Annotated in this window: 29 protein-coding genes; 23 read left to right on the top strand and 6 right to left on the bottom strand. The window is 40.4% G+C overall.

Annotated elements, in window-relative coordinates; genetic code table 11:
• Positions 1–192: 192 nt before the first annotated feature.
• From NKR21_RS11055 to NKR21_RS11030, 7 genes are all read left to right on the top strand, one after another.
• The gene (locus NKR21_RS11055; RefSeq protein WP_144457568.1) at positions 193–1,293 is read left to right on the top strand and encodes a type III polyketide synthase; all 1,101 of its coding nucleotides are present in this window, start codon (positions 193–195) and stop codon (positions 1,291–1,293) included.
• Complete coding sequence (locus tag NKR21_RS11050; RefSeq protein ID WP_144457566.1) at positions 1,290–1,799, top strand: isoprenylcysteine carboxyl methyltransferase family protein; 510 nt, start codon at positions 1,290–1,292, stop codon at positions 1,797–1,799. Before NKR21_RS11055 ends, NKR21_RS11050 begins: the two co-directional genes overlap by 4 nt.
• A 64-nt stretch (positions 1,800–1,863) precedes the next feature.
• Entirely contained in the window at positions 1,864–1,971 is a 108-nt protein-coding gene (fbpC, locus tag NKR21_RS21195) for a Fur-regulated basic protein FbpC (protein ID WP_306172627.1), read from the top strand.
• Positions 1,972–2,103: 132 nt separating this feature from the next.
• The gene (gene dynA / locus NKR21_RS11045; RefSeq protein WP_144457564.1) at positions 2,104–5,703 is read left to right on the top strand and encodes a dynamin GTPase; all 3,600 of its coding nucleotides are present in this window, start codon (positions 2,104–2,106) and stop codon (positions 5,701–5,703) included.
• A gap of 41 nt (positions 5,704–5,744) precedes the next feature.
• Entirely contained in the window at positions 5,745–6,008 is a 264-nt protein-coding gene (locus NKR21_RS11040) for a YpbS family protein (protein WP_012010324.1), read from the top strand.
• 18 nt (positions 6,009–6,026) lie between these two features.
• Entirely contained in the window at positions 6,027–6,179 is a 153-nt protein-coding gene (locus tag NKR21_RS11035; protein WP_186299659.1) for a hypothetical protein, read from the top strand.
• Positions 6,180–6,284: 105 nt separating this feature from the next.
• Positions 6,285–7,172, top strand: coding sequence for a 5'-3' exonuclease (locus tag NKR21_RS11030; RefSeq protein ID WP_144457562.1), 888 nt, complete (start codon positions 6,285–6,287; stop codon positions 7,170–7,172).
• A gap of 16 nt (positions 7,173–7,188) precedes the next feature.
• Here NKR21_RS11030 and NKR21_RS11025 read toward each other — a convergent pair whose 3' ends face one another.
• From NKR21_RS11025 to NKR21_RS11015, 3 genes are read right to left on the bottom strand one after another with little or no spacing between them, the layout of a single operon-like run.
• A complete protein-coding gene (locus tag NKR21_RS11025; RefSeq protein WP_012010322.1) occupies positions 7,189–7,314 on the bottom strand; it encodes a hypothetical protein in 126 nt (41 codons plus the stop codon).
• Positions 7,315–7,358: 44 nt separating this feature from the next.
• A complete protein-coding gene (locus NKR21_RS11020) occupies positions 7,359–7,754 on the bottom strand; it encodes a reverse transcriptase-like protein (RefSeq protein ID WP_144457560.1) in 396 nt (131 codons plus the stop codon).
• Between the two features lies 1 nt (position 7,755).
• Positions 7,756–8,445, bottom strand: a complete 690-nt coding sequence (locus NKR21_RS11015) for a queuosine precursor transporter (protein ID WP_144457558.1) — start codon at positions 8,443–8,445, stop codon at positions 7,756–7,758.
• Between the two features lie 94 nt (positions 8,446–8,539).
• Here NKR21_RS11015 and NKR21_RS11010 point away from each other — a divergent pair, with 94 nt between their 5' ends.
• The 3 genes from NKR21_RS11010 to NKR21_RS11000 all read left to right on the top strand — a co-directional run bounded on the left by NKR21_RS11010 (position 8,540) and on the right by NKR21_RS11000 (position 9,747).
• Complete coding sequence (locus tag NKR21_RS11010; RefSeq protein WP_144457556.1) at positions 8,540–9,211, top strand: ribonuclease H family protein; 672 nt, start codon at positions 8,540–8,542, stop codon at positions 9,209–9,211.
• Between the two features lies 1 nt (position 9,212).
• Complete coding sequence (locus NKR21_RS11005; RefSeq protein WP_003215998.1) at positions 9,213–9,395, top strand: zinc-finger domain-containing protein; 183 nt, start codon at positions 9,213–9,215, stop codon at positions 9,393–9,395.
• Between the two features lie 169 nt (positions 9,396–9,564).
• A complete protein-coding gene (locus NKR21_RS11000; RefSeq protein ID WP_003215507.1) occupies positions 9,565–9,747 on the top strand; it encodes a hypothetical protein in 183 nt (60 codons plus the stop codon).
• Between the two features lie 45 nt (positions 9,748–9,792).
• On the opposite strand, the gene cspD is transcribed toward NKR21_RS11000, so the two are convergent.
• Positions 9,793–9,993, bottom strand: a complete 201-nt coding sequence (gene cspD, locus NKR21_RS10995; protein ID WP_003215784.1) for a cold-shock protein CspD — start codon at positions 9,991–9,993, stop codon at positions 9,793–9,795.
• Positions 9,994–10,251: 258 nt separating this feature from the next.
• Here cspD and NKR21_RS10990 point away from each other — a divergent pair, with 258 nt between their 5' ends.
• Complete coding sequence (locus NKR21_RS10990; RefSeq protein ID WP_144457554.1) at positions 10,252–10,953, top strand: AIM24 family protein; 702 nt, start codon at positions 10,252–10,254, stop codon at positions 10,951–10,953.
• 33 nt (positions 10,954–10,986) lie between these two features.
• Here the strand turns inward: NKR21_RS10990 and NKR21_RS10985 are convergent, their stop codons facing one another.
• Positions 10,987–12,138 carry a diglucosyl diacylglycerol synthase gene (locus NKR21_RS10985; RefSeq protein WP_144457552.1) on the bottom strand — a complete coding sequence of 384 codons (1,152 nt, stop codon included), beginning with the start codon at positions 12,136–12,138 and terminating at the stop codon, positions 10,987–10,989.
• Positions 12,139–12,366: 228 nt separating this feature from the next.
• Complete coding sequence (metA, locus tag NKR21_RS10980; protein WP_119125030.1) at positions 12,367–13,275, bottom strand: homoserine O-acetyltransferase MetA; 909 nt, start codon at positions 13,273–13,275, stop codon at positions 12,367–12,369.
• A gap of 138 nt (positions 13,276–13,413) precedes the next feature.
• Here metA and NKR21_RS10975 point away from each other — a divergent pair, with 138 nt between their 5' ends.
• The 12 genes from NKR21_RS10975 (at position 13,414) to NKR21_RS10920 (ending at position 24,220) form a co-directional block, all read left to right on the top strand.
• Positions 13,414–15,096 (top strand): formate--tetrahydrofolate ligase, encoded by a 1,683-nt coding sequence (locus NKR21_RS10975; protein ID WP_119125029.1) that lies wholly within the window; start codon positions 13,414–13,416, stop codon positions 15,094–15,096.
• A 74-nt stretch (positions 15,097–15,170) separates the two neighbouring features.
• The gene (locus tag NKR21_RS10970) at positions 15,171–15,653 is read left to right on the top strand and encodes a glutathione peroxidase (RefSeq protein ID WP_003216059.1); all 483 of its coding nucleotides are present in this window, start codon (positions 15,171–15,173) and stop codon (positions 15,651–15,653) included.
• A 13-nt stretch (positions 15,654–15,666) separates the two neighbouring features.
• Positions 15,667–16,278 carry an HD domain-containing protein gene (locus tag NKR21_RS10965; RefSeq protein ID WP_144457550.1) on the top strand — a complete coding sequence of 204 codons (612 nt, stop codon included), beginning with the start codon at positions 15,667–15,669 and terminating at the stop codon, positions 16,276–16,278.
• A 30-nt stretch (positions 16,279–16,308) separates the two neighbouring features.
• Positions 16,309–17,445, top strand: coding sequence for a conserved virulence factor C family protein (locus tag NKR21_RS10960; protein ID WP_088001074.1), 1,137 nt, complete (start codon positions 16,309–16,311; stop codon positions 17,443–17,445).
• A gap of 307 nt (positions 17,446–17,752) precedes the next feature.
• The gene (ilvD, locus tag NKR21_RS10955) at positions 17,753–19,429 is read left to right on the top strand and encodes a dihydroxy-acid dehydratase (RefSeq protein ID WP_012010311.1); all 1,677 of its coding nucleotides are present in this window, start codon (positions 17,753–17,755) and stop codon (positions 19,427–19,429) included.
• Between the two features lie 81 nt (positions 19,430–19,510).
• On the top strand, positions 19,511–19,945 hold the full coding sequence (locus NKR21_RS10950) for a BrxA/BrxB family bacilliredoxin (protein WP_003215999.1): 435 nt from the start codon (positions 19,511–19,513) through the stop codon (positions 19,943–19,945).
• Between the two features lie 66 nt (positions 19,946–20,011).
• Entirely contained in the window at positions 20,012–20,800 is a 789-nt protein-coding gene (locus NKR21_RS10945; RefSeq protein WP_144457548.1) for a class I SAM-dependent methyltransferase, read from the top strand.
• 233 nt (positions 20,801–21,033) lie between these two features.
• Positions 21,034–21,651, top strand: coding sequence for a YpjP family protein (locus NKR21_RS10940; protein ID WP_012010308.1), 618 nt, complete (start codon positions 21,034–21,036; stop codon positions 21,649–21,651).
• An 18-nt stretch (positions 21,652–21,669) separates the two neighbouring features.
• On the top strand, positions 21,670–22,197 hold the full coding sequence (locus tag NKR21_RS10935; protein WP_034660983.1) for a phosphatidylglycerophosphatase A family protein: 528 nt from the start codon (positions 21,670–21,672) through the stop codon (positions 22,195–22,197).
• Between the two features lie 103 nt (positions 22,198–22,300).
• Complete coding sequence (locus NKR21_RS10930) at positions 22,301–23,095, top strand: thymidylate synthase (RefSeq protein ID WP_012010306.1); 795 nt, start codon at positions 22,301–22,303, stop codon at positions 23,093–23,095.
• Positions 23,092–23,577 carry a dihydrofolate reductase gene (locus NKR21_RS10925; RefSeq protein WP_012010305.1) on the top strand — a complete coding sequence of 162 codons (486 nt, stop codon included), beginning with the start codon at positions 23,092–23,094 and terminating at the stop codon, positions 23,575–23,577. Before NKR21_RS10930 ends, NKR21_RS10925 begins: the two co-directional genes overlap by 4 nt.
• A gap of 19 nt (positions 23,578–23,596) precedes the next feature.
• On the top strand, positions 23,597–24,220 hold the full coding sequence (locus tag NKR21_RS10920; RefSeq protein WP_012010304.1) for a lysophospholipid acyltransferase family protein: 624 nt from the start codon (positions 23,597–23,599) through the stop codon (positions 24,218–24,220).
• Positions 24,221–24,254: the final 34 nt, after the last annotated feature.

The following is a 24,254-nucleotide window of genomic DNA, read 5'->3' as shown; positions in this document are numbered from 1 at the left end:
TTCGCTTGGCTTGGAACGAACCTGTGAAGGAGGAAAACTACATCATGTTTTCACCTATATTATCCAATATTTATCAATTGTCGTCAAGACAAAAAGTTAGACGGAGGAAAATGTTTTGACTGAATTGTGACGTTTTGGCATGTATATCCTTTTTTCATTAGGGGATATTAACCGAAAAAAGAGGTGAAGCCGATGGCATATATTCTTTCAGTTGGAACAAGTCACCCGAAGCATCACGTTGATCAGAAAAAAGCTGCCAAATTTGCAAGGTCTCAATTTAAACGATCGTTTAAAGATATTGACCGGCTGCTGAGAGCATTTCAAAATGGAGAAATTAATAGTAGGCAGTTTGTGCAGCCCATTGAATGGTATCGGACGCACCACTCTTTTGAAGAGAAGAACAATATCTATTTGGAAAAAGCCCTTACTCATGCAAAAGAAGCAATCATACATTGTCTTCAAGAAAAGGCATTTCTGAAAAAGCCAGTCCCAGTTGAAGAGATTGATGCATTGTTTTTTATTTCAAGTACCGGTTTATCGACCCCAAGTCTAGATGCAAAACTTATGAACGTCCTTCCTTTTTCTCCTTATACGAAACGAGTACCGATCTGGGGTCTAGGGTGCGGAGGCGGTGCAGCAGGGCTGTCGCGGGCTTATGAATACATAAGGGCATTTCCAGAAGCAAAGGTACTTGTTATTGCCTGTGAGCTGTGCAGTTTAACGTTTCAGCCGCAAGATCAATCAAAAAGCAATTTAATCGGCACCTCCTTGTTTGGAGACGGTACGGCAGCGGTTCTTTTAACTGGAGAAGAAGCTGCGCTTGAATATGCCCATTTAAAAACGGTCCCTAAAGTACTAAGCACGCAATCCGTCACAATGAAAGATTCTGAGGATGTGATGGGATGGGACTTTACAAGTGACGGCTTTCGGGTTATTTTCTCACGTGACATTCCATCAATGATTTCAGGCTGGTTAAAAAAGCAGGTGGATCAATTTTTAGAGGAGCAAGGATATTCAACTAAAGACCTGTCCGTTTTTCTAGCCCATCCTGGTGGAAAAAAAGTAATTGATGCGTATGTTGAAAGTCTATCTTTACGAGAGGATCAGCTATTTTCTTCAAAAGAAGTCCTCAAACAACACGGAAATATGTCCTCTGCCACAGTTTTGTATGTCATCAAGCATTTCCTTGAACATCAATCTGCTGAAGCGAAGGAACTGGGGCTTTGCGGAGCACTTGGTCCGGGTTTTTCCTCAGAGCTGCTGCTTATGAAGTGGGAGGAGGTCATGTCATGATTGTTTGGTTTGTCATCGGTTTCTTCGTTTGTCAGCGACTTATTGAATTGCTTGTCGCCAAAAGAAATGAAAAGAAAGTAAAAGCAATAGGTGCCATTGAATTTGGTGCGAGTCATTATCCTTATATGGTCGCTATGCATACAGCCTTTTTTCTCTCACTTATAGTGGAGATAAGGCTTTTACATAAAGGGCCATCACAGTATTTTCTTGTACTGCTCCTTTTCCTGATGGCTACACAAATCATTCGGTACTGGGCATTGTGTTCCCTTGGGACGTACTGGAATACAAAGATTTTAGTCGTGCCAAACGCAACGATTGTTAAAAAAGGGCCGTATCGTTGGTTGAAACATCCTAACTATGTAGTCGTAGCGATTGAGCTTTTGCTGATTCCGTTATTGTTTGAAGCGTATGTCACTGCCATTTTGTTTACATGTTTAAATGCATGGATGATGGTTGTACGAATTCAAACAGAGGAGAAAGCATTAAATCAGTATTTGCTAAATTAATATTGAAAATCATTATCAATTGTGCTACACTTTCATTAATGATAAGCATTCTCAATCATGAAGGATGGACGGTGATCACATGACAATGATTTTCTTGCTCGGTACGGTGTGTGTATATAGCCTATTAATTGGCTTCGTATTAAAAGGTGTCTCCAAAAAATCTGCTTCCTGATTCCAGTCAATTGCGACTGATCGGGTAGCAGATTTTTTTATTTCCTCAGATCAGAAGAAAAATCTCTTTATTTTGTGTAAAATGGTATCACATACATAACTGACTTTTCTAAAAACAAAGGGGTTTATCGTCATGAAAGACTTGTCTATTCGAGATTCGCTCGTTCAAACTGCTGGGGCTTTATATCAAAGCCTTCTCAAAAGGAATGATCATGAGCGCGCAGCTAAACTTGCATCGATTATCAAAAAGGAAGCAGAAGAAGAAGTATATATCGCATTTACCGGCCACTATTCTGCTGGAAAGTCATCACTTGTGAATCATCTGCTTCATGATCACATTTTGCCAACGAGCCCAATCCCAACAAGTGCAAACTTGGTCGTCGTGAGGAAAGGGGAAAGTGAAGTACAGCTTCACACCTCTGATGGCCGTTTTGCAAAAATGAGCGGCTCTTATGATAAAGAAGCTGTACAACGTTTCTGTAAAGATGGAGAACAGATTGAAATGGTGGAAATTAGCGGTGATTATAGAGGCCTTGAAGAAAATGTGGCACTGATTGATACGCCAGGAATTGATTCAACGGATCATGCGCACTTTTTATCTGCTGCTTCTATTCTTCATCAAGCAGATGCTCTTTTTTATGTCGTTCACTACAACCATGTTCATTCTGAAGAAAACATTCGTTTCATTCGATCCATTAAAGAAAAAGTGCCAAATCTATATTTCATCGTGAATCAAGTAGATCGGCACGATGAGCATGAGACAGCATTTGAAGACTACAAAAATCAAGTGATTGACATGCTCCTTAAAGAGGGGATTGAAGAAGACCATCTATACTTTACATCTGTAACCGATGAGACCCATCCAAGAAATGAAATGATTCGTTTAATCAAAAAACTGCAAGAATTACAGACATTGCCCAAGGCCTCACTCCGAGCTTATACGGAGCAGAAAATTGAGCATGTCTTAAAAGAACACATTGACTCGTTAAAAGAAGACCTGCAAGGTGAGGAGCTTGAGTCACAGCTCGAAGAAAAAAGAAAAAAAGTAAAAGAATGGGAAGCGAAAATTCACTTCATTAAAAATGGAGCCAAACAGTTAGAAGAAGAAGTATCTAATGAAGTCGAGAGCATTTTGAAAAATGCCAACCTAACGCCATTTAAAATGAGAGAACTCGCAAGTGACTATATTGAATCAAAAGCACCTGGTTTTAAAGTGGGGTTGCTTTTTGCTAAAAATAAAACTGAGCAGGAAAAAGAAAAGCGGGCTACTGACTTCTTAACAGATGTCAAAGCGAGAATGAAGGCAGAAGTGGACTGGCATATTGCTGAGCTACTAAAAAAAGAAGTCAAAAAACATCAACTTGGTGAAGACTTATTAAATCAAGTGATGGCGTTTGAAACACCTGTACAAGAATCACTTCTTGAAAGTGTGATTCATCATGGAGCAACGTTCTCCAATGAATACGTACTGCAATATGCAAAAGATGCTGGCGAAGCCTTGAGAAGACAGGCTAAGCAACAAGCGATGCCACTGATTGAACAAATGGTGGAATCGCTGAAAGCCAAGCTTATGGAAGATAGGGTAGAACAGCAAGAAAAATGGGCTCAGTCTGCAAAAGAGCTCCAAACACTCGAGCAGTGTACCAAAAAAAATGAACAAATGAAGCGAGATATTCAGCATCTATGGGATATATGGCAAAATGGAACGGATGAAAAAATCGAAGAAGATTGGTTTTACGCGAAAAAGAGTCAAATGCAGCATGACCAGCTACAGCAGGATCTAGCGACCATTCCACCTGAAGAGAGAGACCAAGAAAAACCGAACAAGCAGATAGAGCAACCTCAAATGCGTCAGTCACAGCATGTCACGACGGCACAGTCGATTGCCCAGTTTGAGCAGCTTTCTCAGATTTTATTGCCATTAGATGCGCTCCAATCTCAAAGAAAGTCCTTTGAAAAACGAACAAAACGGCTGCAAGCGAAAGAATTCACACTCGCTTTATTTGGGGCTTTTAGTTCGGGGAAATCTTCCTTTGCAAATGCTCTCGTTGGGAGAAAGGTGCTGCCATCCTCTCCCACACCAACAACGGCAACCATTAATAAGCTGACTCGGCCGACGGAAGATCATCCTCATGAAAGTGTCAAAGTGGTGTTCAAAACCGAACAGGATATATTAGAGGAGCTCAATCAGATCCTAGGATTTCCGGTCTCAGACGAAAAGGGAGAGACGTTACCATCAAAGCTCGAACGAACGCTGAAAAAAAGACAGCTTGAACAAGATCACCGCATTATTGTTGAACATTTTTTACATGCACATACCCGTTTCCTTGATCACATTACGAAGCAAACGCCGCTTCATGTTACTCTTCAAGAACTGAGGCCATACGTGGCAGAAGAAGCTGTTTCTTGTGTAGTGAAGGAAGTGACGGTTTATTTGAGTACACCTCTAACAGATAAAGGGCTGACTATTGTTGATACGCCAGGCGCTAGCAGTATGAATAAGCGTCATACAGAGATTGCCTTTCAATATATGAAAGACGCAGATGCGCTTCTTTATTTAACTTACTACCAGCACTCTTTTTCGAAGGCAGATCGGTCATTTTTACGTAAGCTTGGGCTTGTAAAAGATTCATTTAGCATGGATAAAATGTTCTTTATTATCAATGCAGCGGATCTCGCAAAGGATCAAGCAGAGCTTGTCACCGTCTTTGACTATGTGAAAAATGAGCTTACAAAAGAGGGCATAAGAAACCCTAACCTTCATCATGTGTCCAGTAAGGAAGAGATCGAAGGAAAGGGAGAGACGGCTTATAATCAATACGCAAAGCTTAGAAAGCAGCTCGACTATTTTATTGAGGAAGAATTAACGAAAGATGCGATCGAGCTGTTATATTTTGAAGCTGGTACGTTATGTAGAACAGTCGACAAACTGCATGCGACGCTGCATCAGTCAGAAGATGAGAAGCAAGCGGAAAAGAAGAAGATAGATGCATCGTATGAAGCGATTCTTGATCAAATGAGTCATGTAAAACAATCTAAGCTAGTGACAGAAAGTGTGAAAAAGGACTTACTTGAGCAGCTCTATCATATTGTGCAGCGCCTGTCACTATTTGCGAATGATCTGTTAAAGACAGCCTTCTATCCTGGAATATCCCAAGGGAATTTCGGACAGCAATTGAAAAAAGCACTTGAGAAGGCACTAAAGGATTATGAATTTGAATTTGTACAGGAGTTAAAGGCACTTGATATTCGGATGGAATCATTTATTCATCAATACTTCCAAGAGGAGTGGGAGAAAGGGTTACAGGCGGCATGTGCAGGTGATCCCTACTTCTCTCTCTCACTGTCGCCGCCAGAAGAGAAAAATGCTGAACTGAAACAAATTGAAGTCGAAGCTGAACTGATGCCATTTGAACCGATCCTAAAGAAACAAAAATCAGCGAAAGTTTTCTTTGAACAGAATGGTAAGGCTGCTTTTATTGAAGGGATTCGAGACATTCTTCATCAGGTAACCACGAAATGGGCAGATAAAGAAAAAGAAGAATTACTAAGCAGGTACGACATGATGGTGAAGACGTTTACGGAAAGATATGAAACAGAAGCACTCGAGCAGCTAAATGGACAAAAACAAACATTTATCACGAGTCTCACGACAGATGCTAAAGAGCAGGCGGTCATTGAACAAGTTTATGAACAAACAAACGAATGGAAGAACCAGTTGAAATCCATTTGATTCATGGTAGACTAAATAAAAAAGAAAGCAGTTGATACAAAATGACGAGCGTACACGAAGAGATCTCCGCACACTCACAAAAGCAGCATGCTCATATCCAGTCTTTTCTTGAGCTTGAACAGAAAAGAGAACAAGCAATAGAGATGGCTGTATTCAAATGTGAGCAAAACGAGCCATTTACAACAGACGAGATCAACGCCATTACGTCGAAGATGAATGAGCTTGCACGAGGCGGTATTGTTCCATTGCGTAAGCTTGTGACGAATGATATGGTCAGGGAGTATGTCGAGCGGAAACAGAAGTAAAGAGTAACATTCGCTTTTTTGGTCATCTTAATGAATGTACCGAGAAAGGGGAATGATCATGAAAAAAAAAAGCAACAGACAAAGCAGCAGGATGAGCGTGACCCTAAACAATTAGACATGCCGTCCTATGCAGAAGCAGAATCAAAAAAAATGCAATACGGTCAAAAGTAAACAGGCTGCCTCTTCTTTTCCAAAAGAAGAAGGCGCCTTTTTTATGTCTAGTATTGCGTTCTGTGATAGAATAGGAGTATTGTTTTGAAAAGGGAGTTTATAAGAATGAGTAAACACGTACTGCTTGTAGATGGAATGGCGCTATTGTTCAGATCGTTTTATGCCACGGCCGTCCATCGCAATTTTATGATAAATGACCACGGTGTGCCGACAAATGGAGTGAATGGCTATTTGAAACACTTATTAACAGCTGTACAAACATTTGAGCCAACTCATATTGTGTGCTGCTGGGATATGGGGAGTCAAACCTATCGAAACGAATTGTTTCAAGATTATAAAGCAAATCGTGGAGAGGCGCCTGTCGAGCTCATTCCGCAATTCGATTTAGCAAAAGAAGCTACAGAAGAACTAGGAATTGTGAACATTGGTTTAAAGGGCTTTGAAGCAGATGATTGCATTGGTACTCTTGCTGCGCTTTACCAAAAAGAAGCACGTGTGACTGTCCTAACTGGTGACAAAGACTTACTGCAAATTTTGAATGGGCAAGTGACTGTTGCCTTGATGCAAAAAGGAATTGGCAATTATAAGCATTATACAAAAGCCTTATTTGAAGAGGAAATGGGAATATCACCGAAGGCACTCATTGATATGAAAGCACTCATGGGTGATGCAAGTGATAATTATCCAGGTGTCAAAGGAATCGGAGAAAAAACGGCTTTAAAATTTATTCAAACCTATAAATCAATTGACGGTTTGTTAGAAAATGTCCATGAACTAACGGCTGCACAGCAAAAGAAAATGCAAGCAGGGTTAGAAGATTTGCAGCTTTCTCGTCTATTGGCAGAGATCAAATGCGATGTCCCGCTCAGCTGCCCAATGGATGATGCGAAAATGAGCATCAATCAAGAACGTGCTGCTGCTATGCTAAGGCACCATCAAATCAAAGGAATCGAACCGATGATCAATCGTTTAAATATAAGAGAGATCAGCTAAAGCCGATCTCTTAGGTTTATCTTTTTGTATTGCTTTTCTTCGCGCTATTTTCTAGCTGAGATAGTGGCTGTTTATCTTTTGTTTGCGCATCACCTTGTGGGGTTGTCCCATTTGTGACACGACCTTTATTTTCTTTATCCAATCAGTATCACCTCACATACATTAGCATAACCGAAAAAAAGCGATTCATCCTTTAGAAAGGTGAATCGCTTTTCTAGCGAGCTGATCTGCTACTTGATTTTCCTTACTCGGAATCCATTTAATAAAAAATAAATCAAATTGGTTTTGAAGCTCGATCATCTCTTTAATAAAATGCTGAAAGTCTGGATTTTTAGCAAATCCTGCATTGGCTGCGCGGTCAACTACTTGTGAATCTGTGCGAAATGAAACGGTACGCAATCCTTTTTCCACGCAGATTTTCATCCCTTCGATCAGAGCAGAAAATTCTGCTTCGTGATTGCTCATGGACCCTAGAGGAATGGAGAAGGATTCAGCCTTTCCATTATATTTGATGAAAATGCCGATGCCAGAAGGACCTGGATTCCCTGCACTTGCACCATCAATGTATATTTCAGCTGGCAAATTACTTCACCCTTTCATCAAGTGGAACCATTTTTTTCGCTGCATAAGCGTATGGTGTAGAAATCGCAGCGACGATAAATTTAATGACATATGTCGTGATAAAGATTTCAATCCATACTTGAGTCGGATACGTGCCAAGAAAGGCAATGGTCGTGAAAATCAGTGTATCAAGAAGCTGGCTAATCATCGTACTTCCAGCATTGCGCATCCAGAGCGCACCATCAGAGGGGAAAATCCGGCGAATAAACGAATATACATAAACATCTAGCATTTGACTGATGATATAAGCAGCGAGACTGCCGAGTGCCACCCTTGGCATAAAGCCAAATATGGTTTCCAGCGATGATTGTGAGATATCAGATGGAGCAGGATCAAAAAGCAATGCCTCCTGCATGACAATAGTTAGTGTTAAAAGGGTCGTAAAACCAATCCAAACCGCTTTTTTCGCTTCATGTTGTCCATATTTCTCATTCAACACATCCGTTGCAAAAAAGACACTGCCGTACAAAATATTTCCAAGTGTCGCTGTTAAGCAAAACAATTCAACGGTTTTCACCACTTGTAAGTTAGCGGCTGCCGTCGCAAAGCCAATCCAGACGAAAAGGCCCATCTTGCCAAATCCTTTATAAAATAGAAGAACAATGATAAAATTAATGATCGCAAATAAGATCCAAATACCTTCATTAAACAAGTGACATGAACTTCCTTTCTGATTGTAAAATGTAACTTTTTGATTATAGCATAACGTATGTTTACCTTAAAAGCACGGGAAGGCGATGTGATCAATGAAATTAAGAGCACACTACACAATGAAAGTGAAATCGATTGGGGCCATTGCTTTTTATCAAGAAGATTGGTTGGAGCTAAAAGAGGCCCTAAGGTTAGCAAAACATATCGACAAAAAAGAACCCCAGTCACTTCTATCATTTGAAGATGAAAAAGGGGCCATGTGGTCTATAAAAGAGCTTGAAAAGCTAAATGAAGAATTAAAGCTTGAACCGGATGAGCTTCAAGTCTATTTTGATGCAAGTTTTCATAAAGAAACAGGCGACTCTGGTCTTGGTGTTGTCGTCTACTATAAGCTAGGAAAAGACGCTTATCGATTGAGGAAAAATCAGCCTTTCCAAGGGAGCACTAATAATGAAGCAGAGTATGCGGCTTTATTTGAGGCAGTAAAAACTTTAAAAGACCTAGGAGCAAGCAGAAATTCTGTCACGATTAGAGGAGATTCACTTGTTGTCATGAATCAGTTAAAAGGAGAATGGCCTTGTTATGATGATGTACATAACAAATGGCTAGACCGAATTGAAGCTTACTTAAAAGAGCTGAAGCTGACGCCAACCTATGAAGCCATCGATCGGAAACAAAATGCAGAAGCGGATCAGCTTGCAAGACAGGTTCTTGCAGACGTCCCAATCGAAAGTACATTGAAATTAGAAGCAGACGGAGCTGAATAATGTGGATAAAAAAACAGCAGTACAAGAATTGACCGATCTTCAAGACACGTATTGTTCAGATTGTTTGATTAAGAAGCATTTTCGAAAAGAATTTGGCAAAAAATATGCCCATTCCTTTTGTATACAGCAATGCACCGTTGGAGAGAAAATAAAAGAATATGGCCAAACGCTACTCAAAAAATAAAGGGATGCACCGGTTTTCCCTTCTCAAACATCCGTTCTTGAAAAAAAACGGATAGAATGTGTAAAAAAAGAACATATTCCGAAAAATGAGCCGATATAACTATAGAAAGTTTTGGTTGAGTTACTTTTTGACTAAGTGACGGATATTAGAGGAAAAGGGGAAGGCCGGTATGAATAATAAGGAGTTCGAAACGGTATTACATCGAACATTTCAAGAGGTGTACAGCGATCTAGAGCAACTTGTAGATGTAGCAAAGAAGGGAAGACCTTTTCTCGAAAAAGATATTTCTGAAATTGAACAACGACTAAAGCAAAATATTTTAGCAATTGAAATTCAGCTGAAAATCAAATAAGAGAGGCATAAGCCTCTCTTTATTTTGCATCATTGATTTAGTTGATTAGATTTTTGTTACGTTTGCAGCTTGAGGTCCACGATTACCTTCAACGATTTCAAAAGAAACTTCTTGTCCTTCTTCTAAAGACTTGTAGCCGTCACCTTCGATAGCTGTGAAGTGAACGAATACATCGTCTCCGCCTTCAACTTCAATGAAGCCGAAACCTTTTTCATTATTGAACCATTTTACTTTACCGTTTTGCATATTGCTTTTTCCTCCTAGTACTGTAGCATACCTTTTGGCATACTAAAAAAAATTTTCATCACCTAACGACTTTGCAGTTGCTAAATGATGGTTCCACTATACACCATTAAAAGTAAAGCGTCAAGCAGGAGAGCCAAATTTTGAGCAGAATGTTTGATTTTTTGGATAAATAACAATAATAGCTAAACCGTCCCCATTTTCTGAAACTTTATGCACAGTTTGTCCGTATATAAAAAAAATACAGAAAGAGGTGCTATCATGAATCGTTATACACTCGAAGAATTTGTTCAGAATACGCAGCAGGAAGATAAGGGAGAAGGGGTTTTTGAACTTGAAACACCAAGACTTTTAGAAATTAATTTGACGGATACCATTTGGGCCAAAACAGGGGCCATGGTTTCGTACCGAGGCAAAATCAAATTTGAACGTGAGGGCGTGTTTGAACATGGTGTCTCAAAGATGTTCAAAAAAATGCTATCAGGAGAAGGCACTTCACTCATGAAGGCAACAGGTGATGGGAAATTATATGTAGCAGATCAAGGCAAAAAAATCTCAATTCTGCGTTTGGCTCAAGGGGAATCTATTTTTGTGAATGGGAATGATTTGCTCGCATTTGAACCTTCAGTTCGCTGGGATATCAAATTGATGAAAAAAGTGTCGGGGATGCTTGCAGGTGGATTATTTAACGTCAAATTAGAAGGACCAGGTCTTGCTGCAATTACGAGTCATTATGAGCCACTCACATTGATTGTTCAGCCGGGGGACTCTGTCTATACAGATCCTAATGCGACAGTTGCATGGTCAGGGGATTTAAAAACGGAATTTGTGACAGATGTTTCATTCAAAACCTTTATTGGTAGAGGAAGCGGCGAGTCTATTCAAATGAAATTTAGCGGAAGTGGATTTGTTGTCGTGCAACCGTTTGAAGAAGTGTACACAGCAAATGGAAATCAAGGATAAAGAAAAAGGTGTCCGTCATTGACGGACACCTTTTTATGATAATGCGCGAGCATATGTTTTGTTATTCGTGATGAGATCTGATTGCTCAACGATATCTTCCAAAATGGTTTGAGAAGAATGCTTTAAGTGAAGACTTTTCATGTTTTGTTTCATGGTTTCTAACTTTTCTTCATCTTGAAGCAAGTTGGTCACAGATTCTAAAATGTCTTCATGTCTGTTGATGACGATGGCTGCACCATAATCCTCAAAGAAATGAGCATTTTCCTTTTCTTGTCCAGGGACAGGCTTGTAAAGAATGACTGGGACACCGAGTGCTGTTGCTTCTGTTAAAGTAATGCCACCTGGTTTTGTGATCATACAATCTGTTACTCTGAACAATTCATCAATTTGTTCCACATATCCAAGCGCCTTCAATTGATCTGGATGTGTTTGTTCAAGATCGCTTAGTGATTGTTTCAGCGCTGCGTTCTTTCCACATACAACAACAATTTGTACTTCACTGTCTAGAAGCAATGCTTGACATAATTCCTTGACATTTTTCAGTACACCATGAGCACCGGCCATAATCAGAAGAACTTTTTTGTTTGATGATAATCCATATTTTTTATAAATCTTCGATTTTGGCACGTTTGCTTCAAATTGTGGTCTAATAGGAATACCTGTCACTTTGACATCGCTTGGATGTGTGCCGATTTCCACTAATTTTTGTTTCACATAATCGGTTGCAACATAGTACCGGTCGATGTTTTCATGTACCCAAATTTTATGAAGACAAAAATCTGTCATCACATTAAACGTCGGGATGATTTTTCCTGTTTTGTTTCGGTATTCAGGAACAACAATCATTGGGAATGTAATAATAATGATATCTGGATTGTGTAATTGAATAAGTTCATCAAGACGCTTATTTCCCATCTTTAAATAAATGTTAAATTTGCGTTTATTGTAAATTTTATCTACACCGTAATAAAACAAGCGATAAAATTGTTTCCCAATGGAAAAGCTCTTCAAGTATAAATATTGAGTCACTTCCGACACAATGGGATTTGATTCTTGATACAAATTAGAAACTACAACATGCTCAAATCCTTGGGATTTGCACTCATCATACAGTGTTTTAGCCACCTGCATATGTCCATTTCCATAATTTGCGGTCAAGATTAATATTTTTTTATTGGTATTCAAGAATATTCACCTCAAATGTATTCAACAACAACAAAACTTCGTACGAAAACTATTAATCTCATAGGTCTACATATACATAAAGATAACATATAAACAGTCAGAGCATATCGTTCGTTACGAAAGAATTAAACTAATTTTAAAAAACAACAAGACTAAATTGATAATGGAAGACAGAGCCATTTGTATTTTAACACATTTTGCCCATTTATCATCGGACTACAGTCTATTTTATTCCCAAACGTATGGTGTTTCTTGATAAACATAATAATTGAGCCAATTCATAAACAGTAAAGTGGCATGGGCTTTCCATCGATTCACTGGGACTAATGCGTCACCATCTTCTATAAAATAGTGAACAGGTTTTTTGACTGTATCATCCTTCAACAAATCTCTTTCATATTCCTGCTTCAATGTGTCTGTATCATATTCAGGATGTCCAGTTAAAAATACTTGTTTATCATCATCTGAAACAATTAAACAAACTCCCGCTTCTTCAGAGACACTCAATACTTTCAAATTCGGCGTGTTTTTTAATTGTTCTGTATTAATATCTGTATGCCTCGAATGTGGGACATAGTATACTTCATCGAAACCTCTGACTAATCTTTCTTTTTTCTCATTCACAAGATGCTCAAATACACCAAATTTCTTCTCGGCAAGTTTGATTTTCTCAATACCATAATGGTGATACAGGCCTGCCTGTGCACCCCAGCAAATGTGAAGAGTAGACGTCACATTCGTTTTACTCCAGTCCAAAATCTCCTGCAGCTCTTTCCAATAGGATACTTCTTCAAAAGCTAAATGCTCAATTGGTGCGCCTGTGATGATCATTCCATCAAATTTTTTATGGCGAATCGATTCAAAGGTCGTATAAAATTCATCTAGATGCTCTCTCGACGTATTCTTCGGTGTATGCGTACTTGGAATTAAAAACGTAAAGTACACTTGTAAAGGAGAATTTCCGAGCATTCTGAGTAGCTGCGTTTCAGTTTGTATTTTTTTTGGCATTAAATTTAAGATCACGATATTCAAAGGACGGATATCTTGCTTGAATGCCCTTGTCTCATCCATGACGAAAATGTTTTCGCTCTCTAGTATTTGTTTTGCCGGCAGATGAACTGGTATGTTTATAGGCAACTCGCCACCCCCTGAACCAAAGCTAATTTCACTTCATTATAGGAACTTTCTGGCGATATTTCAATGTTTCAATTATGTTACAATGAAAAACAGAGCAAAAACAAAGCTGTTTCTCGAAAAAAAGGAGGCCGTTTATTTATGATCACAAAGCATTTATCAGATATTGACATCGCCCAACAGGCAAAACTGAGACCTATTCAAGACATCGCAGCTAAGCTGCAATTACATGACGAAGAATTAGAATGCTATGGTTTCACAAAAGCGAAAATATCTTTGACTATTTTTGACCGTTTAAAAGAACAAAAAGAAGGACATGTGATTCTTGTCACATCCATCAACCCAACGCCAGCAGGTGAAGGGAAGTCCACAGTCACAGTCGGACTCGGTCAAGCCTTCGAAAAAATTGGGAAAAAAGCAATCATTGCAATGCGAGAGCCTTCATTAGGTCCTACAATGGGCATAAAAGGCGGTGCAGCAGGTGGAGGATATTCACAGGTGCTGCCAATGGAAGAAATCAATCTTCATTTTACAGGAGATTTTCATGCCATTACTTCAGCACATAATGCGTTATCTGCGTTCATTGATAACCATATCCATCACGGAAATGAACTTGGCATCGACGCGCGCCGCATTGTATGGAAGCGAGTGCTTGATTTAAACGATCGTGCATTAAGACAGGTCGTAGTCGGACTTGGTGGACAGGTAAATGGGTATCCTAGAGAAGACGGGTTTGACATAACAGTTGCCTCCGAAATGATGGCCATCCTTTGTTTAGCAGAAGACTTAACTGATTTAAAAAAACGTCTTTCTTCTATTGTTGTTGCCTATAATCAAGACGGGGAGCCAGTCACAGTTGGTGCACTTGGATATGAAGGTGTTCTGACGTTACTTTTAAAAGACGCACTCAAACCGAATCTTGTACAAACGATAGAAGGAACTCCGGCCCTTGTTCATGGCGGTCCTTTTGCCAATATTGCGCATGGATGTAATAGTTTAATTGCAACCAAAATGGCGGCGAAATTAGCCGATTATGTCGTAACAGAAGCTGGATTTGGAGCAGATCTTGGAGCAGAAAAGTTCCTGAACATTAAAACAAGAGCTGGTGATTTCAAGCCTGGTGCAGTGGTTATTGTGGCGACTGTCAGAGCATTAAAGATGCATGGCGGAATGAAGAAAACAGAACTCAAAGAAGAAAATACACAAGCTGTATTAAAAGGTATACATAATTTAGAAAAGCATATTGAAACTGTGCAAGCCTTCGGTCTTCCATATATCGTCGCAGTTAACAGGTTTATCACGGATACAAAAGAAGAGATTCAAGCGATAGAAGATTGGTGCCTTACACATGACCATCCAGTCAAAGCTGTGAATGTATGGGAAGAAGGAGGCGAAGGCGGGACAGCACTTGCCGAAGAACTCACGACACTTATTGAAAAGAAGAAGAACAGCTTTTCCTATTTGTATGAAGAGGATGATTCCATCGAAGAAAAATTATCTAAAGTTGCCAAAGTGGTTTACGGTGCAGACGGGGTCACACTCACTTCAAAAGCAAGAAAGCAGCTGGCAGCCATCGAAGAAAACAGCTGGGGACATTTACCGGTTTGTATGGCAAAAACGCAATATTCACTTTCTGATGATCCAGCTCTCATTGGGAGACCTAAAGGCTTCACCATTACGATTCGTGAGTTAAAGCCATCTGTAGGAGCAGGATTTATTGTTGCCTTAACTGGAAGCATTCTGACAATGCCTGGATTACCTAAAAAACCTGCGGCGCTCGAGATGGATTTATTAGAAGACGGCAGTGTGACAGGACTCTTTTAACCGGAAGCATAAAAAGCGATTTTATAAAAGAAGCATGTTACGATAGGAAAAAGTGAATCCTAGGAGGCTATGAGATGTCAATTTATGATATTCAGGTCAAGACCATTAACGGTCAAGAAAAATCAATGGCAGATTACAAAGGAAAAGTCCTCATTATTGTTAACACAGCAAGCAAATGTGGACTAACTCCTCAATTTAAACAACTGCAAGAACTATATGATCAATATCATGAAAAGGGCCTTGAAATTTTAGGGTTTCCATGTAACCAATTTATGAACCAAGAGCCAGAAGGAGAAGAAGCCATTCAAGAATTCTGTTCTTTGAATTATGGGGTGACCTTCCCTATGTTTGCGAAAGTAGATGTCAATGGTGACAATGCGCACCCGCTTTTCAAACATTTAACAAGTCATGCTAAAGGTGTACTTGGGACGAAAACAGTGAAATGGAATTTCACAAAATTTATCGTGGATCAAAACGGAGAAGTCACTGAGCGTTTCTCTCCGAAAACATCACCAAAAGAATTAGAAAGCTCCATCATCGCTCTTTTGGACAAATAAGGTGTTGACCGTCATGCAGAAAAAACAATTGGAGGCAGCTGCCTCCTTTGTTTCGGATCGGCTGAAATATGAACCGACTGGACACGATGCGGCTCATATTGATCGCGTGCGGCAGCTTGCCTGCCACATGGCTAATCAGGAAGGCGGCTCCCAGTTTGTGATTGAAATGGCAGCGATTGTTCATGATATTATTGATGAAAAGCTGTCGAGTGAATGGAAACTTTCACCAAAGCAGCTTGAGCTTCAGCTCCTTTCTTGGGAAGTTCATACGCGGGATATTCGTTATATCATGGACATCATTACAACGATGTCTTTTCGTCATCGACATAAGCAGAATAGACCAATATCGTTAGAAGGGGCCATTGTTCAAGACGCAGATCGGCTTGATGCGATAGGAGCAACCGGTATTGCGAGGGTGTTTACTTATGCAGGCGCAAAAGGGGAAGCTCACTATACAAAGGACACGCAGCAGGGCTCCGTACTAAAGCATATGGAAGAAAAACTGCTCAAATTAAAAGACTTAATGAATACTCGTTCTGGAAAGCAGCTTGCTGAGGAGCGGCATGATTTGATGAGCCTGTTTATCAAGACATGGAAAGAAGAATGCGGCCTTACAGATGAGTAGGGTCTTTATGTGTGTAAGGAGGATGTATAGATGAAAATAACAGCGATAGAACCGACGCCAAGTCCAAATACGATGAAGGTCATTTTGACAGAAGCGCTTGCCGGCGGTAAAAGCAACAACTACAAAAAGGATCAAAAAGAAGAAGCGCCAGAGATGATTAAACGTATTTTAAACATTGAAGGTGTAAAAGGTGTTTATCATGTCGCAGATTTCTTAGCGGTTGAGCGTAATGCGAAGTTTGACTGGCAGGGCATTTTGCAGCAGGTCAGAGAAGCCTTTGGTCAACAAACAGAAGGCCTTCAGGAAGGATCGCAGTCTGGTGGTGACACATTTGGCGAAGTCAAAGTGTTTGTCCAAATGTTTAATGGAATTCCGATGCAAGTTAAATTAACCGACGGTGAAAGAGAAGAGCGATTCGGCATGCCTGAACGCTTCCAAGCAGCTATTTTAAAGCTCAGAAGCAGTTCAGACAATGTCGTATTTGAACGTGTGTGGAAAGAACATGGCGTTCGTTTTGGTGACTTTGCAGATATTGGCCAAGAAGTCACAGAAGAGCTGCAGGCAGCCTATGACGACGAGCGTTTAGCCCGCTTAACAGAAGCGGTCAAAGAAGGACAAGAAGCTGTAGATCGACAGGTGAACCGAAAGGCATATGATGTAACAGAAGATATGCTGCGCGAGGAAGACTGGAAAAAGCGTTTTGCCCATTTAGAGCAAATGCAGCCAGAACAAAAGGATATCCCTGTTTTAATGAAAGCAATGGAAGACCCTAAAACTTCCATTCGCAGACAAGCTGTTGTGAATGCTGGAATGATTGAAGATCCTGCTATTTTGCCTATTCTATATAAAGGGCTTAAAGACAAAACAGTGACAGTCCGCAGAACCGCTGGAGACTGCATTTCAGACCTTGGTGATCCGAGCGCTATAGAAGCAATGATTGAATCATTAAAGGATCCAAGTAAACTTGTTCGCTGGCGTGCAGCGATGTTTCTTTATGAAGAAGGTGACGAAACAGCACTTGACGCATTAAAAGAAGCTGAGCAAGACCCTGAATTTGAAGTCAGCCTTCAAGTGAAAATGGCAATTGAGCGTATTGAGCACGGAGAAGAAGCGAAAGGCTCAGTATGGAAGCAAATGACAGAAAGTAGAAAAAATGCATCAGAATGATGAGACTTATGAACAAGCTGCCTATCATTGGTAGCTTGTTTTTCTTAAAGTCGTAGACAGAAAAATTTTTTTAGAAAAATTATTTTGAATATTGTTGAAATATACGAAAAAACTCTATATAGTAGTACCAATATAGAATATTGGAGGTCAGATTTTATGACACGAACCTTGCTGAGCGCTAGCTTCAGCAAACATGTTGGTCATCGTTCATTCATCGGTGGCTGAATAAACAGAAAATTTGTAAAATAAAATCAACTCAAAATCATACAGTCAACAAGACTTGTAGTATAGGAGGCTTTTTAAACAGATGGCAGAACTTCGTAGTAACATGATTAAACAAGGAATTGACAGAGCACCTCACCGAAGCTTACTAAGAGCAGCGGGGGTAAAGGATGAGGACTTCGGCAAACCATTTATTGCTGTATGTAATTCCTATATTGATATTGTCCCAGGACATGTCCATCTTCAGGAATTCGGAAAGATTGTGAAAGAAGCTATTCGTGAGGCTGGCGGGGTCCCATTTGAATTTAATACGATTGGGGTCGATGATGGAATTGCAATGGGTCATATCGGGATGAGATATTCACTACCAAGCCGTGAAATCATTGCTGACTCTGTCGAAACCGTTGTATCTGCTCACTGGTTTGATGGAATGGTTTGTATTCCTAACTGCGATAAAATTACACCAGGGATGATGATGGCAGCGATGCGTGTCAATATTCCGACGGTCTTTGTCAGCGGTGGTCCGATGGAAGCGGGTAGAACAAGTGATGGCAGAAAAATTTCACTTTCTTCTGTATTTGAAGGCGTCGGTGCTTATCAGTCAGGTAAAATTAACGAAGAGGAATTAAATGAATTAGAACAGTTCGGCTGTCCGACCTGCGGATCTTGTTCAGGTATGTTTACAGCAAACTCAATGAACTGTTTAGCAGAGGCACTTGGCATTGCTCTTCCTGGAAATGGAACGATTTTGGCGACATCACCAGAGCGAAGAGAATTTGCGAAAAAGTCAGCAAAACAACTGATGGAGCTCATTAAAAAGGATATTAAACCGCGTGATATTGTGACTGAAAAAGCCATTGATAACGCATTTGCATTAGATATGGCACTTGGTGGGTCAACGAATACTGTTCTTCACACACTGGCGATCGCAAATGAAGCAGGTGTTGAATATTCACTTGAACGCATCAATGAAGTAGCAGAGCGTGTGCCTCATTTATCAAAACTTGCGCCAGCTTCGGATGTTTATATTGAGGATTTACATGAAGCAGGCGGCGTCACAGCTGCGCTAAATGAATTGTCCAAAAAAGAAGGCGCACTTCATTTAGATACAATGACCGTCACAGCGAAAACGCTTGGTGAGAACATTGCCGGTCATGAAGTCAAAGACTATAATGTCATTTATCCAATCGATAAGCCATTTACTGAAAAGGGCGGCTTAGCCGTTCTATTTGGAAACCTTGCGCCAGATGGAGCTATCATTAAAACGGGCGGTGTACAAGATGGGATCACACGCCACGAAGGGCCTGCGATCGTATTTGAATCCCAAGAAGAAGCTCTTGAAGGCATTATTAATAGAAAAGTAGAAGCAGGACATGTTGTCATCATTCGCTATGAAGGACCTAAAGGCGGACCTGGTATGCCAGAAATGCTTGCTCCTACTTCACAAATTGTCGGGATGGGACTTGGACCAAAGGTTGCTTTAATTACAGACGGACGTTTTTCCGGCGCTTCTCGCGGCTTGTCTATCGGACACGTCTCTCCTGAAGCAGCTGAAGGCGGTCCGCTCGCTTTTGTTGAAAATGGTGACCATGTCGTCGTCGATATTGAGCAGCGCATTTTAAGTGTCGATGTTCCAGAGGAAGAATGGGAAAAAAGAAAAGCAAACTGGAAAGGCTTTGAACCAAAAGTGAAAACTGGCTATCTTGCTAGATATTCAAAACTTGTGACATCAGCCAATACAGGCGGAATCATGAAAATTTAATCTGAAATAGAACATTTGAAAATTGGCTCTCTCTATAGTATCCTTTATTCACAACAAAAGGATTTTAGAGGGGGCTTTTTTATGTCAATGGCATATGAAGAATATATGCGCCAGCTCGTTGTGCCAATGCGCCAAGAGCTGACAAGTGCAGGATTCCAAGAACTGACGACGGAAGAAGAAGTAGAACAAACGATGCAAGAAGCTGAAGGAACAACATTTGTTGTTGTAAATTCTGTATGCGGCTGTGCGGCAGGATTAGCACGCCCTGCAGCGACTCAAGCTGTGATGAAGGCAGAAAAAGCGCCAGACAAAATTGTCACAGTATTCGCTGGGCAGGACCGAGAAGCTACGGCAAAAATGAGAGAATATTTCACTGGTGAAGAGCCATCATCTCCTTCTATGGCCCTTTTAAAAGGAAATGAGCTCGTTCATTTTATCCCGCGTGACGAAATTGAAGGTCATGAAATGGAAGATATCATGAAAAATGTCTTAACTGCATTCGAAAAACATTGCTAATACACGTGTTGAAATGCCCTGCGATCAGATCAGGGCATTTTTTCTTGATCATGATGGAGGAACGATATGCTCATTACTACAAGCTTTAGAGCGAATGAACAAACGATTGAAACAGCGAAGGCACTTGCAGAAGATTTACATGGTGAGTATGTAGAAAGACGCAAACAATCTGTCAAGCAGCTTGCGCTGAAACGAGGAGATGTCCTTGTTGTCGGGAAAGAAAGGTTTGAATGGTATCAGCCAAATGGTGAAAAGTTCTTCTTTCATCCAAGCTCAGCGATGTTCAGGGTGAAGCGGCTCTTGCGCGAAGAAAAGGATCCTTTAATTGAAGCAGCACAGCTAAAGCCAGGCGATTCCTTTTTAGATTGCACACTTGGCTTAGGATCTGATTCGATTACTGCAAGCTTTGCGGTAGGCAGGGAGGGAAAGATCGTCGGTATTGAAAAGAATCCCATTACGGCTTTACTTGTGCGAGAAGGACTGAATACGTGGGAGACGGGAATAGAGGAAGCAGATGAAGCGATGAAACGGATTTCTGTTATCAGTGGAGACAGTATCGAGCAGCTAAAGAAGTATCCTGACGGTTCATTTGATGTCGTCTATTTTGACCCAATGTTTGAGGAAACGATTCAAGAATCTACAAGTATAGCGCCGCTACGTCATGCAGCAGAGCACGACTTTGATCATGAAGCAGCAGTGCTTGAAGCGTTGAGGGTGGCAAGAAAAAGAGTGGTGTTAAAAGACCATTGGAAAAGCACACGATTTAAAGCGGACTCTTACCAATTTCAGGTCATCAAACGAAAAACAGCCCAATTTCATTATGGGTATATCGAGAAAGAAAAAAGCCCTTACTAAGGGCTTTAATCCGTAATCTCCATATAGACAAAATAAAACAGTGTTAGCAAGGAAGCTGTGACGAAAAAGCCTTCAAGCATACCCATTCCTCCCAAATTTTAGTTGCCTGCACTGTAATTGTAAACGTTTTATTATGAAAAAGAAAGTCTCAAATCAGTGACCAAATTGAATGACTGAAAATTCATTATATGCTAGAATAGCAGTATGATAACTTATGGAAGGAATTAGATATCATGAAGATGTGGATGAGAAAAACGCTTGTTGCGCTCTTTACAATTGCAACTTTTGGTTTGGTTTCTCCTCCGTCGGCTTTGATGACAGACAAGCCATCTGAACTTTCTTCACCTGATAAAACGCCTTATACAGCGGTTTATGATTCATCAGATGAATTGCGCAGCTGGGAACGATCGCAAGAGGCAAGCGAAGAGCAGGTAGACCCCTTTGAGCAATATAAGGAAGAGGTTCTATCAAGTGCAGAAAATCAATCCTTTCTCAAATTCGGACGTAAAATCACACCTGTCATTGAAGACGAGTACAGAGAAGAGATTCAACCGAAAATTGAACAAGTATTAACCGATGTTTTAACAAATTTCAAAGATGACGAAAAATTTCAAGATGTTGTGTTAACTGATCAGCCTTCAAGCGGAAATGGTGAAAAAATCTTTCACATCTACAACCGGAAGACTGGAGAAGATTTGCTCCGTTTCCATGTGAGAAGAGATCAGCCGCCACACAGCGGATATTGGTTTAACTTTCACTACCATACAGCAGAAGATGGATTCCAGACGCATCATGAACTCGGTAATATTTACTGGGACAAAAACACCCCGCCGAGCTGGATGAGCCACTAGAAGGAGATGTCATGCCAATTGAAAAAGTATACAATGAACGAAATGGTGCAGATTACAAAACAAATGTTAAACGAACGTGGAGTGAAAATTGAAGATATTGCACACATTGTGCTAAAGCTTCAAGAAAAATATCATCCAAACCTTCCACTTAGTGTCTGTATTGAAAATGTTGAGAAAGTGTTGAATAAAAGGGAAATTGTCCATGCGGTTTTAACAGGACTTGCCCTTGATCAGCTGGCTGAAAAAAAGCTATTGCCAGAACCTTTGCAGCACTTAGTTGAAACAGATGAGCCGCTTTATGGAATTGATGAGATTATTCCGCTTTCCATTGTCAATGTATATGGATCAATCGGTTTGACCAACTTCGGTTATTTAGATAAAGAGAAATTCGGTATTATCAGAGAATTAGATGAAGGTCGCCCTGGTGAAGTGCATACCTTCCTTGATGACCTTGTCGCTGCGCTTGCCGCAGCAGCAGCTAGTCGTATTGCTCACTCACACCAAGATATTAAGGACGAAGAGCAGGATCGGGTGAATCAAGTATAAAAAGAAAAACATGTCTGCTCCTCATGCAGGCGTGTTTTTTTGGTTTAAACAAAAGCAGAAATAAGGTAAACTACAACAAGAACATAAATAAAGGATGAAAAAAATGAAACAATACAAAGAGTTATGCCGTCATGTATTACAGCACGGGGATGAAAAAGGTGACAGAACGGGAACAGGTACAATCAGCACGTTCGGTTACCAGATGAGATTTGATTTGCAGGAAGGATTTCCACTTTTAACAACAAAGAAATTGCACCTGAAATCAATTATTCATGAGTTGCTTTGGTTTTTAAAAGGTGATACAAATGTCAAATACCTTCAGGAAAATGGTGTCCGTATATGGAATGAATGGGCAGATGAAAATGGCGAACTAGGCCGTGTGTACGGAGCGCAGTGGCGATCTTGGGCTAGTGGAGACGGTGAGACTGTGGATCAGATCACAAAGCTGATCCACGATATCGAGCATAATCCCAATTCAAGAAGACTAATCGTCAGCGCTTGGAACCCGGGTGAAATTGATCAAATGGCGCTGCCACCATGTCATTGTCTGTTTCAATTTTACGTATCAAACGGAAAGCTTTCTTGCCAGCTTTATCAAAGATCGGCAGATATCTTTTTAGGTGTTCCATTTAATATTGCTTCATATGCTCTTCTTACGATGATGATTGCCAAAGTCACAAATCTTGAGCCAGGAGAGTTTGTTCATACGCTAGGGGATGCTCATATTTATCAGAATCATCTTCCTCAGGTGAACATGCAACTAGAGCGTGAGGAACGTGCGCTTCCGCAGCTTCGCATCACAAGAGATGTGAAGAGCATTTTTGATTTCACGTTCGATGATTTTGTACTTGAAAATTATGATCCGCATCCGCACATTAAAGGAGAAGTCAGTGTATGATTTCGATGATTGTGGCGACAGGAAAAGACAGAGTCATTGGTCAAGATAATCAAATGCCTTGGCATTTACCAGCTGATTTAGCATATTTTAAGAAGGTCACAGGTGGCCATACGATTGTCATGGGCAGAAAAACGTATGAATCCATTGGACGAGCGCTGCCTAACCGCCGTAATATCGTGCTCACAACAAGTTCTTCTTTTGAAGCAGAAGGATGCGAGGTTGTCCATTCCATTGCCGATATTTTGGCAATTGGAAAAGGTGAGACAGAATTATTTATCATTGGCGGGTCTAAGCTGTATGAAGAAATGATGCCATATGCGGATCGTCTATATATCACGCATATCCATCATGCGTTTGAAGGAGACCGCTACTTTCCTCATTACGATGAAAACAAATGGACTGTTGTATCACGCGAAAAAGGCCATCGCGACGAAAAGAACCCCTACAATTATGAATTTGTCGTTTATGACAAAAAAGGATAAATGAGTAGGAGGAGTACGGTTGTTTCGTTATTGGTTTTTAACGATTTATGTTGTTGTATCTTTTTTTAAAAGTATGAGGCATTTGCATGCCCATGAATTAACTGATCCGCGCATTTCCTATACGAAACGAATGCATCTCATACATGAGCATGCGAAAAGGTTTGCCCGAGGCTGTATTGATCAGTCAGGATCAGTCATGACCATTCACCAGCAAAAGAAGCTGCCGGATGAGCCTGTTATTTATATCACGCAAGAACTGAATCCAGTTACGATGACATTATTAATTGGCCATCTTGAAAAACCATTTGCTTTCATGGCAAAGCCGAATCTTTTTCGATATCCCATTTTAAAACAATGGCTGAAAAAGATGGCGGTTATTCGCCAGAATCAATCTGACGATGCCTTATTAGAAGAAGCGAAGGAAAGAATCTTATCTGGTCAGAGTGTATTGCTTTCAGAAGCACAGCGCCACATGGCAGAGGCACTTGCTGAAGATTGTGATTGTCCGGTTGTACCGATTGAAACAAGTGGAACAGATCGTCTATTAACTGGTAAAGTCGTAAAAAGACTGCATCCTGTGAATGTTGATATTCATATTAAAGCACCTGTCATGATGAGCGATTACGCCCAAAAGCGGGCATAGAAAAACCAGCATCCGAAGTGGATGCTGGTTTTTT

It is taken from the genome of Bacillus sp. 1735sda2, from assembly GCF_024159245.1.
Taxonomy (GTDB): domain Bacteria; phylum Bacillota; class Bacilli; order Bacillales; family Bacillaceae; genus Bacillus; species Bacillus pumilus_O.
Note: the sequence above shows the minus strand (reverse complement) of the source record. Positions and strands in the feature narration are given on the sequence as shown.